The following is a 15,842-nucleotide window of genomic DNA, read 5'->3' on the forward strand; positions in this document are numbered from 1 at the left end:
CTCTCAGTGTCACGTCCTAATTGCTCTCGGATGGCCGTTTCCCTTGAGTTGGGCTTGGTTTCTGTCCAGCAGGTTCGCGGACTGGATTGTTGAATTGCGTTGCCTGTGGACGACGGGTTTTAGCCCATACGGGTGCCCGTATGAAGATATCCTTCACATTCATGAAAGTGAGCGGTGCTATGGATGTAAAATAAGGGACGCCGAACGAACGCAAGGAAGCAACATGCAGCAGGACGCCAAGAAATCCAAGTACAATGCCATAAAGCCCAAGCGTACCGGCCAGGAACAGCATCGGAAAGCGCAGTAATCGGATGCCATTGGCAAAACTATATCGTGGAATCGTAAACGCCGCGATACCGGTGATGGATACGATAATGACGACCGGAGCCGATATAATTCCCGCCTGCACGGCCGCCTGGCCGATAACTAATGCCCCTACGATGCTTATCGCTTGACCAAGCTGTTTGGGTAAACGAATTCCCGCTTCCCGCAGTGCCTCGAAAGTGATTTCCATCAGAAAAGCTTCGACCAGAGCCGGGAACGGTACAGCCTCCCTTGAAGATGCAATACTCAGCACCAGATTAGTCGGAATCATTTCCTGATGGTAGGTCGTAACCGCAACATAGAGGGGAGGAGCGAATATGGCGATGAATATGAAGAGGAATCGAATCCATCGCACAAAGGTTGCAATGGGCCAGCGAACATAGTAATCCTCGCTGGCTTGAAGTCCAGTCCAGAACGTCATGGGGACAATTAATACAAATGGGGTATTATCAACAAGAATAGCAATTTTTCCTTCCAACAGCTCTGCAGCTACCACATCAGGCCGTTCCGTACTATGTACTTGTGGAAAAGGCGAGTAAGGCAAATCCTCAATAAATTCCTCCACATAGCCTGAGTCGAGAATTCCGTCAATTTGAATCCGGGTTACCCTTTTTCGAACTTCCTCGACTAATGATTCGGGAACAATACCCACGATATAAGCGATGACAACCTGGGTTTGAGAAAGCTCCCCAATCGTATTGGATTCCATTTTCAATCGCGATGTTTTAAGCCTGCTGCGCAGTAGACCAATATTCGTCGAAAGGTTCTCAATGAATCCATCCCTGGGACCACGAATAACGGGTTCTGAAGAAGGTTCTTCAAGACTTCGCTGTTTATTGCCATTTACCTTGACCATCATGGCATTGCTGTCCGCTCTCCTAAGAACGATAGCATGACCATTTAACACGTGACGAACCATGTCGGTTACGTCTGATGTAATTTCCGTCGTCCCTACGGAGATAATCTCATCATCCAGAGCTGCTGCTTTTTCAATTATCAAATCATCTTTAGTGGTAGATTTAGCAATCATTGGCTTTAATATATGATCGTCAATCATCTTTTCATCAACTAGACTTGGGAAATATAGGACAAGCCATTGATTTTCTCCAGCCAGCCGAACTTTACGGAAAACGATATCGGAGCTGTTTTGAAATATATGTTTAAAAATCAACTCATTTTGCTCTAAATCCGATGTTAGCCTGGAGTTTTCTTCATCTTCAGAATAGTCATCCTCCGGTATATTTGGATACCCGGGATTAATGCGTACTCTCTTCTTAAACCGTTTCACTGAATAAGCCCCCCAAAGCAAACACTGATACATGTATTTTCCCATTTTTCGTCAGAAATATTCTTGAGCTCACGAAGGTCAAGGTTATACTCTATTTTTGTTGAACTTCGGAAGAGCCGGCAGACGTTATCGATTTAGTGAATAAATGAATACATTATTAGAACCTGCAAATAGGCCAAGTGGATAAGTTCCCTGCATGGGAATATCCATTTGGCCTGTTTTATTGGAACCATTAAGTCTTTATCCGACTGTTGCAGTATTCCCTATTTGAAGCAAGCTGCTGCTATATAGTAAAAGATTATGCCAGGTCGATTTTGGTTATTTTGCCGGGAAGCTCTTTGTTCATAAAATTGCTCATGGCCTCTGCAGCGATCATTTTTTTGATCTCCAGCTTGTCCTCGGCGGACAACTGCTCGAAGGTTTTCGTATCGCGCTTCTCCACCTTGATAACATGGTAGCCGTAATCCGATTTGACCGGCGCCCCGACCGTCCCGATTGGCTGTGTATTGGCTGCATCCTTGAATTCGGCAATCCATGCATTGGACTGCTCATTCTCATATAAACCGCCATTGCCGGAAGATCCGGGATCATCGGAATATTCCTTGGCCAGCTCATTCCAGTCCCCGCCGTCATCCAGCAGCCCTTTCACCTTATTGGCACGCTCCAGTGCTTCCGCATCCGTACGTACGGTCTCGCCTGTTTGGGGATCGGACGTGGTTACCAGAATGTGCCGGACGGAAACGATATTATAATCGCTTTTGGTCTGGTCAAACCGGCTCTTGATCTGCGCATCCGTTACTTTATTCTGCATGCTGCCGAGTGCGACGGTAATCATCGTGTAGAACTTCTTCACATCGCTCTCGGCCAGCCCTGCCTTCTCGTTGCTTGCCTTCAATTCCGCATTTTGTGCGATGTAGGCATTGTACTGCTCCATGAACTGGGTTAGCCCGTTCTGGTCTTCCGCACTCAGCGGTTTACCCGCAACCGGCCCGTACAGCAGCTTGTAGCCGATATATTCACGGAGGAACTGCTCTTTGGCCACCGGATCATTCAAGTATGCCGCGGTATCCGGGTTAACAATGCTGAAGAATAAGGCATATTTCGCAAATTCCGTGTTGGTGACCTTGCCGCCGGAGTAGGTAGCGATCACTTTCTCCGCAACAGCGCCGGGTGCGGCTGCGCCGGTTTTAATCTCGATGGTTTTGAGCTTCGTGTTCCAGTTCACACTTGCCCCGACCAGCTTCCCGATATCCTTCAGATAAACATAAGTTTTACCGTCGTAGGTCAAGGTGGGGTTTGCCAGGGTCGCGGCTTTGCCATTGACTGTAATGTTCGTGTTTTTGTTCAGCATAGCCTTGATCGCCTGAATGCCGTCATCGGCAAAAACGGCCGAGGATGCGGTTAATAATGAACCGACAACCGCGCCGATTACGAACGGCCTTATGGACTTCTTCATTATGTATTTCTCCTTTCGGGTATAAAGAGCTCTGCATAATTATAGCATTATAACTATGGAAATATAGGCGGCTGAGGCAAATCTTTTTGCCTGCGGAACCGGTTCCTATCAAGAGCGGATTCCAAGGCCCGGCAAGCCCGCCGGCAGCAGACAAAAAAAACCGCGCCATCCTTCCGGCGCGGTTCAATCTATTAATACATTCGGCTTTCTCAGGTCTGGTAGAAGTTGCGGATCCAGCGATGCGCTCCCAGCTTCGCCACCTGCTCCTTCGGCAATCCATTGCCGTCGCCGAAGCTCATGTTGCTCTCGACATTGCGGATCGAACGCATACCCGGGATGACCGTCGAGACGGCCGGATGACTAAGAACAAAACGCAGCGCGGCTTCGGGAACCGCCTCCACTGCAATGCCCAGATCTGCGGCAATCTGCTGCACTCTGTTAAATACCTGCTGCTTCCGGTCGCCGCGGAAATAGCCGTTGCGGAAGTCTCCCTCTTCGAAGGTCGTTTCCGGCGTGATCCGTCCTGTCAGTCCGCCCTCATCCAGCGCTACACGGACAATAACGCCTACATTATGCTTCTCACAGGCCGGCAGCAGCTGATCCTGCGGACTTTGGTCGAAAATATTATAAATAACCTGAACGGTATCCACGATTCCGGATTCCACCAGTTTGATCGCGCTCTCCGGCTGATGGTCGTTAATCGATACACCGAAGAAACGTATTTTGCCCTGCTCCTTCAGCTTGCGGACACCTTCGAGCCAATCACCCTGCTCCAGCCAGTCATCCGACCATACATGAAACTGCTGAACGTCGATGCGCTCCAGACCCAGGTTGCTCAGGCTCTGCTCGGTGCTGGCAATTACATGCTCGGCTGTGAAGGTTTCATTGGCGGGAACACCTGCGCGTGCAGGCCATTGAAAGTTCTTCGGCGGAATCTTGGTGGCGACGTAGATCGTTTCCTTCGACTCCCGGACAACTTGTCCAACCAGCTTCTCGCTGTGCCCGTTGCCGTAACCAAGCGCGGTATCAATGAAATTAAGACCGAGCTCAATCGAGCGGTTCAATGCTTGCAGGGATTCCTCATCAGATGCCCCGATCCACGACGTCTTGCCAATGCCCCATGCGCCGTATCCAATCTCCGATACCTTCAGTCCGGTCTTGCCAAGGGTTCTATAGTTCATCTATCCTACGCCTCCATTTCATTTGGACCGGCAGCCCGTGCAAGCTCCGGTCTACCATCATTATAGAGAATACCATAATCTGTGGTAAGAGCTGAACTAGGATTCACTTACTTACTTTCAGTTTACCAAGAAGACGTAAAAAACAAATCCCCCTTCATTTCCTGCAGCAGAAAATGAAAGGGATGCGATAAATGGATGTCAGGCGGGTGAGGCAAGGGTATTTATTTGAACAGAGACAAATATTGCCCGTAGCCTTCCTGCTCCAGATCCATCTTGGGAATGAACCGCAGTGCGGCGGAATTGATGCAGTAGCGCAATCCGCTTGGACCGGGACCATCATTGAACACATGACCCAGATGGGAATCCGCTTCCTTGCTCCGTACCTCCGTGCGGATCATCATATGGGTGATATCCTGTTTCTCCTTCACATGTCCGCTGACGACAGGCTTGGTGAAGCTCGGCCAGCCGCAATTGGAATCGAATTTGTCCAGCGAGCTGAACAGCGGCTCTCCCGAAACAATATCCACGTAGAGGCCTTCGCCGTTAAAATCCCAGAATTCATTGCGGAAAGGAGGCTCGGTTCCGTTATTTTGCGTCACCTCGTATTGAATCGGGGTTAGCTGCTCCCTGCGTTTGGCTTTATCCTTATCTGTATTCCAGCGGCTTTTGATAAACGCGTCGCGGCCGGAGCCCTTGCGGTACATCCGGTACCGCAGCGGATTCTTCTTGTGATAATCCTGATGATAATCCTCTGCCGGGTAAAAAGGCTTGGCTGGAACAATCTCCGTTACGATCGGTCCGTCGAACCGCCCGCTCTCTTCAAGCTTGAGTCTGGATTTCTCCGCCGTCAAACGCTGCTCCTCCGTGTGATAGAAGATCGCCGTCCGGTAGGAGGAGCCTCGGTCGTGAAATTGCCCGCCGGCATCGGTGGGATCAATTTGCATCCAATACGTATCCAGCAGCTTCTCATAAGAATAAATCTGTGGATCAAACGCGATTTGAACCACCTCGGCATGGCCTGTCGTTTCGGAGCACACCTCTTTATAGGTCGGGTTGACGGTATGTCCGCCCATATAACCGGAAACGACGCTGATAATGCCCGGCGTCTCCTCGAATGGAGTCACCATGCACCAGAAGCAGCCGCCGGCAAAAGTTGCCAATTCATACAGATCCGCTGCTTCATCCAGCTGCTGTTCATTTTCCAAACTCATCTTTATCCCCTCGCTTTTTCCTGGCTGAGCCAGAATGATTATATGCGGAATAATCCATAGCCATTGAGCGGAACTATCGGCTGTTCATCAATCTTGAGACCATCTTCCTGAGAGTCGAGAGCTACCTTCACGAGCCACTTGGTAAAGCCCGCTACATTCATCGTTGCCATTTCTTCAAGACTGTAAAACCCGGCTGCATCCACTTCAAACTGGTCGGGAGTCGGCTCGCCTGAGACATATTCCATCGAGAACGCAATATAAACATTATGAATCCGGCTTGGCTGATCGCGGACCGCTACAAGACTTTTCACAACGGCCTCAACGCCCGTTTCCTCAAGAACCTCGCGGCAAATCGTCTCATGAATCAGTTCGTTTTGTTCGATATAACCGCCTGGCGTGGTCCAGTATCCTTTGCCCGGCTCCTGGGCGCGCCGCACGAGCAGCACCTTGTCTTCCTTCACGACAAGCGCACCGACCCCTACGCTGTAATTACCCCAATGAACGAAGCTGCAAGCGGTGCATGCGCTGCGAGGTGTGCCGTCCACATCCCGGAGCTCCATCGCGCTGCCGCAGGTCATGCAATATTTTGCCTCCATAAGTGCTTCACCCTGTCCGTGTTTTATATATAGCGACTGTTACCCTGTGATATCCGTATGCCAGATTAATTATATACCATTATGTTCCCCAGCAAAAACATCAAAAAAAATCCGCACCTGAAAGGGCGGATTTTAAAGCTCGGGCATGCTTGCTGCTAGACGGCAAAGGAATGGCTGCCGATCTTCTCGAGGACCTTGCGCGTAAAGATCCATTTGGAAGTGGCGGTGTCGGGATTATAGTAATAAAGCGCATTATGGGTGGGATCCGAGCCTCTGACGGCTTCACGGGCCGCTTTAAAAGCAGTCTCGTCCGGAATCAGCCAATATTGGCCGTCAGCAACAGCCGAGAACGCATGAGGCTCCATGATGACCTCCGAGACCGAATGCGGAAACAAGGGAGAATGCAGCCTGTTCATCACAACTGCACCGACCGCAACCTGTCCCTTGTAGTCTTCTCCTCTGGCTTCGCCGTAAATTACCCGGGCCAGCATCGCAAGCTCCGACTTGCTGACCGTAACCTTCCTGAGCGCCGCCCAAGTCGCCGGTCCTGCGATTCCATCGCTACTCAGCCCATGAGCTTGTTGAAAACGCATGACGGCCTGCGAGGTCTCTTTACCAAAGGACTGCGTTAATGCACCTTTGAAATAATTCAGAAGCTGCAGCCTGAACTGCAAATCCGGCACATCCTGACTCTTGCTGCCAAGCTGAAGCGTCTTGGGAGCCATAGCCTCGGAATGACTGCAGGTTGCAGCCAGCGCTGCGGCCGTTAACAATATGACGAGCAGTGAAATTCGTTTGAACATTCCTGATAATTCCTCCATACTCCATTCAATTTGCCCGGTTCATCTCCTGCGGAAACGTTCGGCTGATGAATTGTAGCATGGATAATGGTAAAAGATGCTTATTGCTAGTTTTTTTTAATCATCTTAAAAATCTCTCATATGACCGGAAATATCATAACCTGCCACCCAATCCAGCCGGTTGGCCAGAAACCCGGATGGCAGCGCCCGAAGGATCATATTGCGAAGGCCAAGCGCTGCCGGATTTTCCAGCTGAACCATCCTTGCCATGCGGCGGGACTGTCTGACTATCCGCGTCGTACGGGGAATTCGGCTCAGCTCGTAGGCGCGCAGTGCCGACATGATATCATCCCCGGATATGGAAACCGTCCGTAAATGATAGGCCAGCATAACTGCATCCTCAATAGCCTGCGCTCCTCCTTGACCAAGGTTCGGCAGCATAGGGTGAGCAGCGTCGCCAAGAAGTGTAACACGCCCGCTGCTCCAGATCTTAAGCGGCTCACGGTCAAACAGATCATGAGAGAGAATGGCTTCTTCGTCCGTGGCCGCTATAACGGCTTCAATCGGACTATGCCAGCCTTTAAAATACGTTAAAGCCGCCTTTTTCCTCTCTCCCGGCAGAGCCTGTGTGCCCCTCGGAGCATTGACGGCTCCAAACCAGAAGACGCGTCCCTCACCCAAATGGGAAAATCCAAAGCGCCTGCCTGGGCCCCAGGCCTCGAATCCGCCACCGAGATCAATGGGATACCGGCTGTCCTGGAATTCCGCAATCCCTCTCAGCGCTGTGAAGCCTCCATATTGGAGAGGACTGCCGTCAAGGCCCCGGATCTGCTCCCTGACGACGGAATTCACCCCATCGCAGCCGATCAGCACAGCCGACTCATGCTCTTCCCCATTCTCAAATACGGCATGGACGCAATGTCCGCGGTTCTCCAGCCCCTTAAGTTTGACGCCCAAATGTATATCCGTCTCCGGCATCGATGCTAGGTGGTTATAGAGAGTATGCTGAAGCGCTGACCGGTGAATCAGATAGCTTGGAGTTCCATAGCGGACAGCTTGTTCCGCAGCCGGTAGAACGGTCAGTATCCGGCCGTCATGCGTGCGGATCTCTGCTTTGCCGACGGCGGCTCCCCTGAATCGGATCTCTGTACCCACACCCAGCAGATCCAGCGCTTTCATCGCGTTGGCCGCAAGCACAATACCGGCGCCAAGGTCAGCCAATTCATGCGCTTTGTCAAACAACCTTACACGCCAGCCTCTCTGCCGCAGAGCTATGGCCGCGCTCAATCCGCCAATACCTGCGCCAATCACAATTGCCTCTCTGCTGATCGGCGGTGCAGCTGCAATCACATCGTTGTCCCCCTTATGACTCCTAGCGCCGGTTATTCCTCACTAACATTGGAACGAAGGTTTAAATTGCGATATCTGTCATGCGATCAAATGTTCCCTATTCCGGTTTACATCGACCAGTACCTGCATTACAATGAAGCTATCATCATACATATCGCTGCAAGCTGCATCATGGATTGAAAGAATCATCCTAAGAAAACCTGAGGTGAGATGAAGTTGAATGTGATCAAGCTGAAGGACCGGCAGGAACTGGACCGCAAAACTCCATCCATGCCATGGTATATAGAGAAATTTATCAATTATAAATTACCGGATCTTTCCCCGTCCTCCCTGCTTGAATACGTCAGGGACTACGAGACTTTTCTGTCCTGGATGCTGGCAGAAGGGCTTGCCGCAGGTCCGTCCATGCGGGAAGTGCAATTGGAGGAGCTGGAGAAGCTGCATATGGACAGCATCGATCAGTTCAAGATGTTTCTGGCTACCCGCCGGGAGCATGCCAACAGCAGGACAACCATATCGCGCAAGCTTTCCTCCCTGCGCTCGCTTTTTCATTATTTGAGCCAGATTGCCGAGGACGAAGAGTTTTATCCGCTCTTGAAGCGCAACGTCATGGCCAAAGTCTCGATCAAACGGGCGAACAAGCCCAAGGATACCGCGGCCAAGCTTGAGGGCAAGCTGCTGCAGGAGCGGGAAATTGACGAGTTTATCCGGTATATTCATGAGGACTACGGTTCGGACGCCGCGGCGAACAAACAGGCCATGTATTCCTATATGCTCAACCGGATCCGGGATACTTGCATTGTCAGTCTTATCCTCAATTCCGGGCTGCGGGTGTCGGAGATCGTCAATATGAATACCGATGATCTCGATTTGAAGAAGAAGCTGCTTTATGTGTTTCGAAAAGGGAAAAACGATAACACCTTCAAGACGCCGGTTTATTTCCGTCAGGAAGCCATGCATGATCTGCAGCTGTATCTCTCCCAGCGCGAATCGCAATACAGGGCGCCGAAGAGGGAGAAGGCGCTGTTTCTGGCCATCGCCAACGGCAGAAGCGAGGGCTCACGCATGACCAAGCGGGCTATTCAGGAAATGGTGATCAAATATGCCAAGCGATTCGGCAAGCCGTATCTCTCGGTCCACAAGCTGCGTCATTCCTTTGCAACCGATTATTACTTGCGCAACGACCTGTACAAGACCCAGGAGCAGCTTGGCCACGCTTCGCCGGAAACGACACAAATCTATGCCCATCTCACGGACCGTACCATGGCAGAGGCGATCGACCGCCAGAAGCGCGACGATTAATTGCTCAAATAAAGTCGATCTGCTGGTCCAGAATAATTTCCTCAACAGATGTTTCCGGAAACACCTGGGCAGGTATGAGCGAAAATTCCACAGTCTTCAGATCATCCGGCAGAGCAGGCGCAATATGGAAGGTCATTGTCGTCTGCGCTCCGTTACCGCCCATGCTGCTCCGCCTTACGGCATAATCCTGATCCCCTATGATTTCAAGGGTCAGATTTGCTTTAATGCGCGTATGGCTGCTGCTGTCGGCATCGTCTCTTCTGTTGTTTATTTCCAGATAAGCGACACTTACATGCTCATGCTGCATGGCATGCGTCAATATATAGTCTATATGATCTTTTGTCACCTTCTTCATAATGGAAACCACACCCTTCAAATCGCCGGTACTGTCAGGCATAACAGGCCGGGTGCGTTCCTGGATATTCTGAAAAAAATAACTGATCTGCAAGTCCGCCATCTGGAACTGCTCGCCCCAGGCCTGCACCTGCTCCCAAGGCGGAAAAAACCTGCGGTTTCCGGTGAGTGCCTTCCTCTCCTTTATAAGAGACAACAGCTTCTCGTCAATTGATTTGATTTGATCATTATATTCGTTCGGAATTGCTCTTAGTTCGGACCACACCATTCAACATTCACCCTTTCGTAACATAATTGGCGGACCCTATCACCATCGCAACCGTATAGATAGTAGAATCATATCATGATACGAAACGTGGAGGTATTTTAATTCAATGCTCAAAACTGCAATCGGACGATTGAGATGGATCGGCAATGTGGAAGGCGTCTCTTATCTCGTACTGCTGCTCATCGCCATGCCCCTCAAATATTGGGCCGACATCCCCATTGCCGTAACCATCGCAGGCGCGCTGCATGGACTGCTCTTCACGCTGTTTCTCCTGGCTCTGCTTCATGCCTGGATCGTCAGAAAATGGTCCTTCCTGTTTGTCTTTATCGCTTTTCTTTCCGCCTTTATCCCGCTGGGAACCTTCTTCCTGGACGCCAGGCTGCGCAAGGAAGCCTAGCTGTCTTCAGCCCATTTACTTGCTAGTGCTCATAGATCATTTTACGGGTCATCCCGCCATCCACCGTCATGTTCAAGCCTGTCACAAAATCATTCTCCGGATCCGTCAAATACATGCAAGCACGGATGATGTCGCCGGGATGTCCGACACGTCCTGCGGGATGCTGCTCATGATCAACCGGACGCAGTTCCGCATAATTGCCTGTTTCGATCCATCCCGGACTGATGCAGTTGACGGTAATATGATCGGGTCCAAGCGATACAGCCAGCGAATGAGTGATGGCGACTATGCCTCCCTTCGTGGCGGCATAAGCCTCGCTGTTAGGCTCGGACATGGCCGCCCGTGTAGAGGCGATATTGACAATCCGGCCGCCGCCGGATTTCATCCGCTTCGCAGCCTCGCGGGAACAGAGGAAGGTGCCGCGTAAATTGACATGAACGACACTGTCCCATTCGTCGACCGACAGCTCGTAAGGGGATTTCGTTATGCCGAATCCTGCGTTGTTAATAAGAATATCAACCGTTCCGTACAATTCCCCGATACTCTCAAACAGCTGCACAATCTGGCCGGGCTGGCTCAAATCCGTTTCAACGAAATGGGCCAGAGCGCCGGTTTGCGTGAGTCTCCGGGCCAGAATTGGCCCCTTCTCGTTCTCGATGTCCGTCATAATTACCTGCGCTCCCGCTTCGGCGTAGGCTTTGGACAATTCACTGCCAATGCCTCCTGATGCTCCAGTCACCACAACTACTTTTCCTTCATACTTCATGCGGAATTCAACTCCTTATTTTGCAGAAATTTATGGACTTCAGCTGCTGCTTGACAAGACGAAGCTAGCTGATACGCTGAATGCATTCCATGCGGTTGCCGAAGGGGTCCCGAAATTCAAACCGCTCATAGCCCGGTATAGGTATTCCATCCAGAATCCCAATCCCCCGCTGGGCAAGCGTTGTTTCGATAAGCTTCAAATCTGTGACTTCATAGGCCAAATGGGCCTTGGTACGGGTCCGGTCCACGCCGTCCTCCGTCCCGATATGCAGGGCAAGCGGCCCTACTTCAACCCAGAAACCGCCTCTCCCGGCAAGAGAATCCGGCTTGGGAATCTCCTTTAACTGCAGCACCCCGCAATAAAAAGCTCTTGCCTGATCCTCCTGACCAGGCGGAATCGTAATCTGGGCATGATGGAAGCCGGTAATCATAACGTTTCACCCTTTCCCCATTGATAAGCCTGTTCGAAATTGAAGTCATGCCAGCGAAGCTGATCGTATCGCGCGTACACGGTCTATTACCTCTCCATGCCCGACTTGAGCACTCTCGCCCGTTCGCTCCTTCAACTCCACCAAGCCCTGGGCTATTCCTTTACCGACCACAATCCGGATAGGAAGTCCGATCAAATCGGCATCCTTCAGCTTTACGCCCATCCGCTCTTCCCGGTCGTCGTAGAGCACTTCGATTCCTTCCCGCTTCAGCTGTTCGTACATAAGCTCAGCTGCTGCGAGCTGGGCTTCATCCTGGAGGGAAACAACAATCAGATGCACATGATAAGGCGCGGTCTCGATGGGCCAGATCATCCCGTGCTGATCATGATGCTGTTCCACAATTGCCGCCAGCAGCCGGGTGACGCCAATGCCGTAGCAGCCCATAATGATCGGCCGTTCCACGCCGCCCGCATCGAGAAAACGGGCATCAAAAGCTTCACTATATTTCGTTCCGAGTTTAAATACATGTCCGAGCTCGATGCCTCGCTCCATAACCAGCTCCTCTGAGCAGCGCGGGCAGCGATCCCCCTCCTGCGCATTGCGGAAATCGCCGACATGCTCAAGCGGAAAATCCCGCCCGGGAAGCAGATGCCGGAGATGATAATCCGCTTCGTTCGCTCCCGCTACCGCATCGTCCATCGCCGCCACATCCCGATCGACCAGAACGGGAATAGTAGCTGCGAGTCCAACCGGACCCGCAAAGCCCGGAACGGTTCCGGTCGCGGCCTGAACGGCTGCGGGAACAGCCAGCTCCAGGTTTTCCGCGTTCAGCCACAGCTTGACCTTCGTTTCGTTCACTTCATCGGAGCCCCTCACGAGCACGGCGGCAAGGCGCCCATCTGCGGCGTAAACCAGTGTCTTGATCATCTCCTGCGGCTGCTGGCCGGTGTGAGCGGTAAGCTGATCAATGGTCTTGATGCCCGGAGTGTGGAATTTCTCCGCAGCGGGAGTAACTGAGCCCTTTATGCCGGCAGAGCCGGAGCTTTGGAACTGGGCCTTCTCCAGATTGGCGGAATAGCCGCAGGAGCGGCATGACATAATGACATCCTCACCCGATTCGGCCAGAGCCATGAATTCATGCGTGCCGCCTTCACCGCCTATGGAGCCGGCATCCGCTTCCACCGCCCGGAAATTCAGACCGCAGCGTTCGAAAATGCGGTGATACGCCTCATACATGGCATCGTAAGTCCGGCCCAGCCCTTCCCAATCGGTATCGAAGGAATAAGCATCCTTCATGACAAACTCGCGGCACCGCAGCAGACCAAAGCGCGGACGGCGCTCGTCCCGGAACTTGGTCTGGATTTGATAAAGCAGCAGGGGCAGCCGTTTATAGGAGTTCACTTCCTGCTGAACGAGCGTCGTGATGATTTCTTCATGAGTCGGTCCCAGTACAAATTCTCTTCCGCTGCGGTCATGCAGCCGGACCAATTCGGGGCCATATCTATCGTATCTTCCGGATTGACGCCATATGTCGGCCGGTTGAAGCGCCGGGAGCAGGATTTCCTGCGCCTGAACCTTGTCCATCTCCTCGCGGACGATCGTCTCTACCCTGCGCAGCGCCTTCCTGCCGAGCGGCAGAAGCGAATAAACTCCTGCGGCGAGCTGCCGGATAAATCCGCCCTTCACCATCAGCTGGTGGCTGACCGCCTCGGCATCGGCAGGAACTTCCCGCAGGGTCGGGATAAACGAATGACGTTGTCTCATTTCTTTAGCACCTCCGCTACTATTGAAGTTCTCAGAATCCATCGGATACAATAAAACGCGCCCGTCCCCGGAAAGGGACGAGCGCGCTGTCTCGTGGTACCACCCTAATTTGACTATGCCAAGATTCGGCACAGCTCTCATTAGCGGATAACGGGAATATCCCGGCTGCAGATACTATGATTTCCCTGCAGCAACTACAAGGCGGGGAGCAACAGGCGGATGCCGGGAATTTTTCAGCCGATGAATTCCCTCTCTGGACGCAGGCCGCAAGCTCTTTCATGATGCTTCACTTCCACCCGTTAAGGACGGCAAGTATGCAATCTATCGCTCATATCCTTGATAATCGTTGTTAACTATGCCTGGGAGCCAAACCCTGACCATTTCCCAAGACCTGCAAATAAAATAACCCATCCCCATGGCAAAGTCAATCCCGGTGCCCTACGCCAAGCCGATTCCTCAGATATAGACATATAATTCGTAAGCAATGATATAAATTTTAATTGATAACGTATGATATTCCATGTATATTTGAACATATAGTAATTAAACATGTCATTTTGCATTCAAAAAGTCATATAACGGCCAGCACTTCTTTTAACCATCCCTATACTTTTATTGAAAGGAGCCTCCATTATGCAAATCTCGCCAAACGCAGGGAATCCCGCGATTCAGATCGATGAGACAGACCGTAAGATTATTAAAGCCCTCAACATGAACGGGAGAATTTCATACACCGATCTGGCCAAGGATATCGGACTTTCCCGGGTTGCGGTGCAATCCAGAATCAATGCCCTCATGGAGAACGGCGTGATCGAACGTTTCACCGCCGTCATCAATCCGGAGAAAATCGGCATCCTCGTCTCCGCCTTTTTCAACGTGGAAGTGGAGCCCAAGTTTCTGCACGAGGCAGCGACGGCGCTTGCCGATGAACCTGTCGTAACCAGCCTTTACCATATGACGGGTCCCAGCAAGCTTCACATGCACGGCCTCTTTACGAATAACCAGGAGATGGAGCAGTTCATGAAGGACGTGCTCTATAAGCTTCCCGGAATCATGAGCGTGGATTGCCAAGTACTGATCAACCGATACAAAAGCCGGATGGGAATGAGGCTATAAACGATGACAGACTCTATTCAGAAAACCAGCAAACAGGATTATCGGGATTTGTCATGGGCCATGCTCAAAACCGGCATTATCGGATACGGCGGCGGTCCATCCGTTATTCCGCTCATCCAGTATGAAGCTGTAACCAAGTACAAATGGCTGGACCAAAGTGAATTCGGCGAGATATTGGCGCTTGCCAATGCTCTTCCGGGTCCTATTGCCACCAAAATGGCCGCTTATCTGGGATACCGGCTGCGTAAAAGTCCCGGCGCCTTAATCGCTCTGCTGTCGCATATTATGCCTACAGCCCTTGCCATGGTGGCGCTCATCTCCATTGTCCGGTGGCTCAGCGGCTCGGCTGTAATTGCCGGTATGATCGGAGCGGTCACCCCGGTGATCGCGGTTATGCTTGGAGTCATGGCCTATGAATTCGCAAACAGGGCGGTCAAGGGGCTTGGCATGACAGCAGGCCTGTTCTTCTTCCTGCTGGCTTTCCTGATGATGAACGTGGTCCATATTCATCCGGCTATGGTCATTGCCCTCTTCATCGCATACGGGATTGTCCATATCCGGACAGTAGCCTATCTGAAGAGCAAGCGGAAAGAGAGAATGCCGGATAAGGGAAACTAACAGTGGTTTAAACCCTCGCAGATTAATTAAAGTAACGAAAAAAGGATGTAGCGCATGGACTGGATAGAATGGATTCATCTTTTTCTGGGCTTTCTGATTTCCAATGTATTAGGCTACGGAGGCGGTCCGGCTTCCATACCGCTGATGTACCAGGAGATTGTCACGCATTACGGATGGCTGACAGACCCGCAATTTTCCAATATGCTGGCGCTCGGCAATGCCCTTCCCGGCCCTATTGCGACCAAGATTGCCGCTTATGTCGGCTATGAAGTGGCTGGCTGGGCCGGCCTTGTCATTGCCTTGGCGGCCACCATCCTGCCTTCGGCAATAGCGCTCATTCTGCTGCTGCAGCTGCTGCAGCGTTTCCGCAAATCCAATGCGGTGAAGGGGATTACAATACTTGTGCAGCCGGTTATCGCCATCATGATGGTGACCCTGACCTGGCAGATCGCCTCCTCGTCGATTTCTCTTATCGGCATCTGGCAGGCGTTAATCATCGCAGCGGTTGCCTTCTGGCTGATGCAGCGCAGGAAGATCCACCCTGCACTTGTCATTCTCTGTGCATTTGCCTATGGCGGCATCGCGATCGGCGTGTTTCATTTATAGGTGCAGACGGGTCCC

16 protein-coding genes are annotated in these 15,842 nt (G+C 51.6%); 5 read left to right on the plus strand and 11 right to left on the minus strand.

All coding sequences use genetic code 11. The features are described 5' to 3' along the window. Positions 1–16: 16 nt before the first annotated feature. The 7 genes from AC0YNV_RS08485 to AC0YNV_RS08515 form a co-directional block, all read right to left on the minus strand. Positions 17–1,612, minus strand: coding sequence for a spore germination protein (locus tag AC0YNV_RS08485; RefSeq protein WP_475767540.1), 1,596 nt, complete (start codon positions 1,610–1,612; stop codon positions 17–19). A gap of 298 nt (positions 1,613–1,910) precedes the next feature. Then, entirely contained in the window at positions 1,911–3,068 is a 1,158-nt protein-coding gene (locus AC0YNV_RS08490) for a peptidylprolyl isomerase (protein ID WP_475767541.1), read from the minus strand. 209 nt (positions 3,069–3,277) lie between these two features. Beyond that, positions 3,278–4,249 carry an aldo/keto reductase gene (locus AC0YNV_RS08495; protein WP_475767543.1) on the minus strand — a complete coding sequence of 324 codons (972 nt, stop codon included), beginning with the start codon at positions 4,247–4,249 and terminating at the stop codon, positions 3,278–3,280. 221 nt (positions 4,250–4,470) lie between these two features. Continuing rightward, a complete protein-coding gene (gene msrA, locus AC0YNV_RS08500) occupies positions 4,471–5,460 on the minus strand; it encodes a peptide-methionine (S)-S-oxide reductase MsrA (RefSeq protein ID WP_475767545.1) in 990 nt (329 codons plus the stop codon). A gap of 38 nt (positions 5,461–5,498) precedes the next feature. Then, positions 5,499–6,056 (minus strand): NUDIX domain-containing protein, encoded by a 558-nt coding sequence (locus AC0YNV_RS08505; RefSeq protein ID WP_475767547.1) that lies wholly within the window; start codon positions 6,054–6,056, stop codon positions 5,499–5,501. A 155-nt stretch (positions 6,057–6,211) separates the two neighbouring features. Further along, positions 6,212–6,859, minus strand: a complete 648-nt coding sequence (locus AC0YNV_RS08510) for a cell wall hydrolase (protein ID WP_475767549.1) — start codon at positions 6,857–6,859, stop codon at positions 6,212–6,214. Positions 6,860–6,982: 123 nt separating this feature from the next. Further along, positions 6,983–8,206, minus strand: a complete 1,224-nt coding sequence (locus AC0YNV_RS08515) for an FAD-dependent monooxygenase (protein ID WP_475767551.1) — start codon at positions 8,204–8,206, stop codon at positions 6,983–6,985. Positions 8,207–8,422: 216 nt separating this feature from the next. On the opposite strand from AC0YNV_RS08515, the gene xerS reads away from it, so the two are divergent. Next, entirely contained in the window at positions 8,423–9,508 is a 1,086-nt protein-coding gene (xerS, locus tag AC0YNV_RS08520) for a tyrosine recombinase XerS (protein WP_475767552.1), read from the plus strand. A gap of 4 nt (positions 9,509–9,512) precedes the next feature. On the opposite strand, the gene AC0YNV_RS08525 is transcribed toward xerS, so the two are convergent. Beyond that, positions 9,513–10,130, minus strand: coding sequence for a hypothetical protein (locus AC0YNV_RS08525; protein WP_475767554.1), 618 nt, complete (start codon positions 10,128–10,130; stop codon positions 9,513–9,515). A gap of 106 nt (positions 10,131–10,236) precedes the next feature. On the opposite strand from AC0YNV_RS08525, the gene AC0YNV_RS08530 reads away from it, so the two are divergent. Then, the gene (locus tag AC0YNV_RS08530) at positions 10,237–10,527 is read left to right on the plus strand and encodes a DUF3817 domain-containing protein (RefSeq protein ID WP_475767556.1); all 291 of its coding nucleotides are present in this window, start codon (positions 10,237–10,239) and stop codon (positions 10,525–10,527) included. 22 nt (positions 10,528–10,549) lie between these two features. On the opposite strand, the gene AC0YNV_RS08535 is transcribed toward AC0YNV_RS08530, so the two are convergent. The 3 genes from AC0YNV_RS08535 to AC0YNV_RS08545 form a co-directional block, all read right to left on the minus strand. Next, positions 10,550–11,293, minus strand: a complete 744-nt coding sequence (locus AC0YNV_RS08535; RefSeq protein WP_475767558.1) for an SDR family NAD(P)-dependent oxidoreductase — start codon at positions 11,291–11,293, stop codon at positions 10,550–10,552. A gap of 64 nt (positions 11,294–11,357) precedes the next feature. Then, entirely contained in the window at positions 11,358–11,723 is a 366-nt protein-coding gene (locus tag AC0YNV_RS08540) for a VOC family protein (RefSeq protein WP_475767560.1), read from the minus strand. Positions 11,724–11,768: 45 nt separating this feature from the next. Then, entirely contained in the window at positions 11,769–13,487 is a 1,719-nt protein-coding gene (locus tag AC0YNV_RS08545; protein WP_475767562.1) for a proline--tRNA ligase, read from the minus strand. Between the two features lie 633 nt (positions 13,488–14,120). Between AC0YNV_RS08545 and AC0YNV_RS08550 the strand changes: the two genes are divergently transcribed. The 3 genes from AC0YNV_RS08550 to AC0YNV_RS08560 are packed head-to-tail and all read left to right on the plus strand — an operon-like array spanning position 14,121 to position 15,827. Further along, the gene (locus AC0YNV_RS08550) at positions 14,121–14,603 is read left to right on the plus strand and encodes an Lrp/AsnC family transcriptional regulator (RefSeq protein ID WP_475767563.1); all 483 of its coding nucleotides are present in this window, start codon (positions 14,121–14,123) and stop codon (positions 14,601–14,603) included. Between the two features lie 3 nt (positions 14,604–14,606). Continuing rightward, complete coding sequence (locus AC0YNV_RS08555; RefSeq protein WP_475767565.1) at positions 14,607–15,221, plus strand: chromate transporter; 615 nt, start codon at positions 14,607–14,609, stop codon at positions 15,219–15,221. 54 nt (positions 15,222–15,275) lie between these two features. After that, positions 15,276–15,827: a chromate transporter gene (locus tag AC0YNV_RS08560; RefSeq protein WP_379113297.1), complete on the plus strand. Its 552-nt coding sequence runs from the start codon at positions 15,276–15,278 to the stop codon at positions 15,825–15,827. Positions 15,828–15,842: the final 15 nt, after the last annotated feature.

This window comes from Paenibacillus sp. JT31N11 (assembly GCF_056269285.1).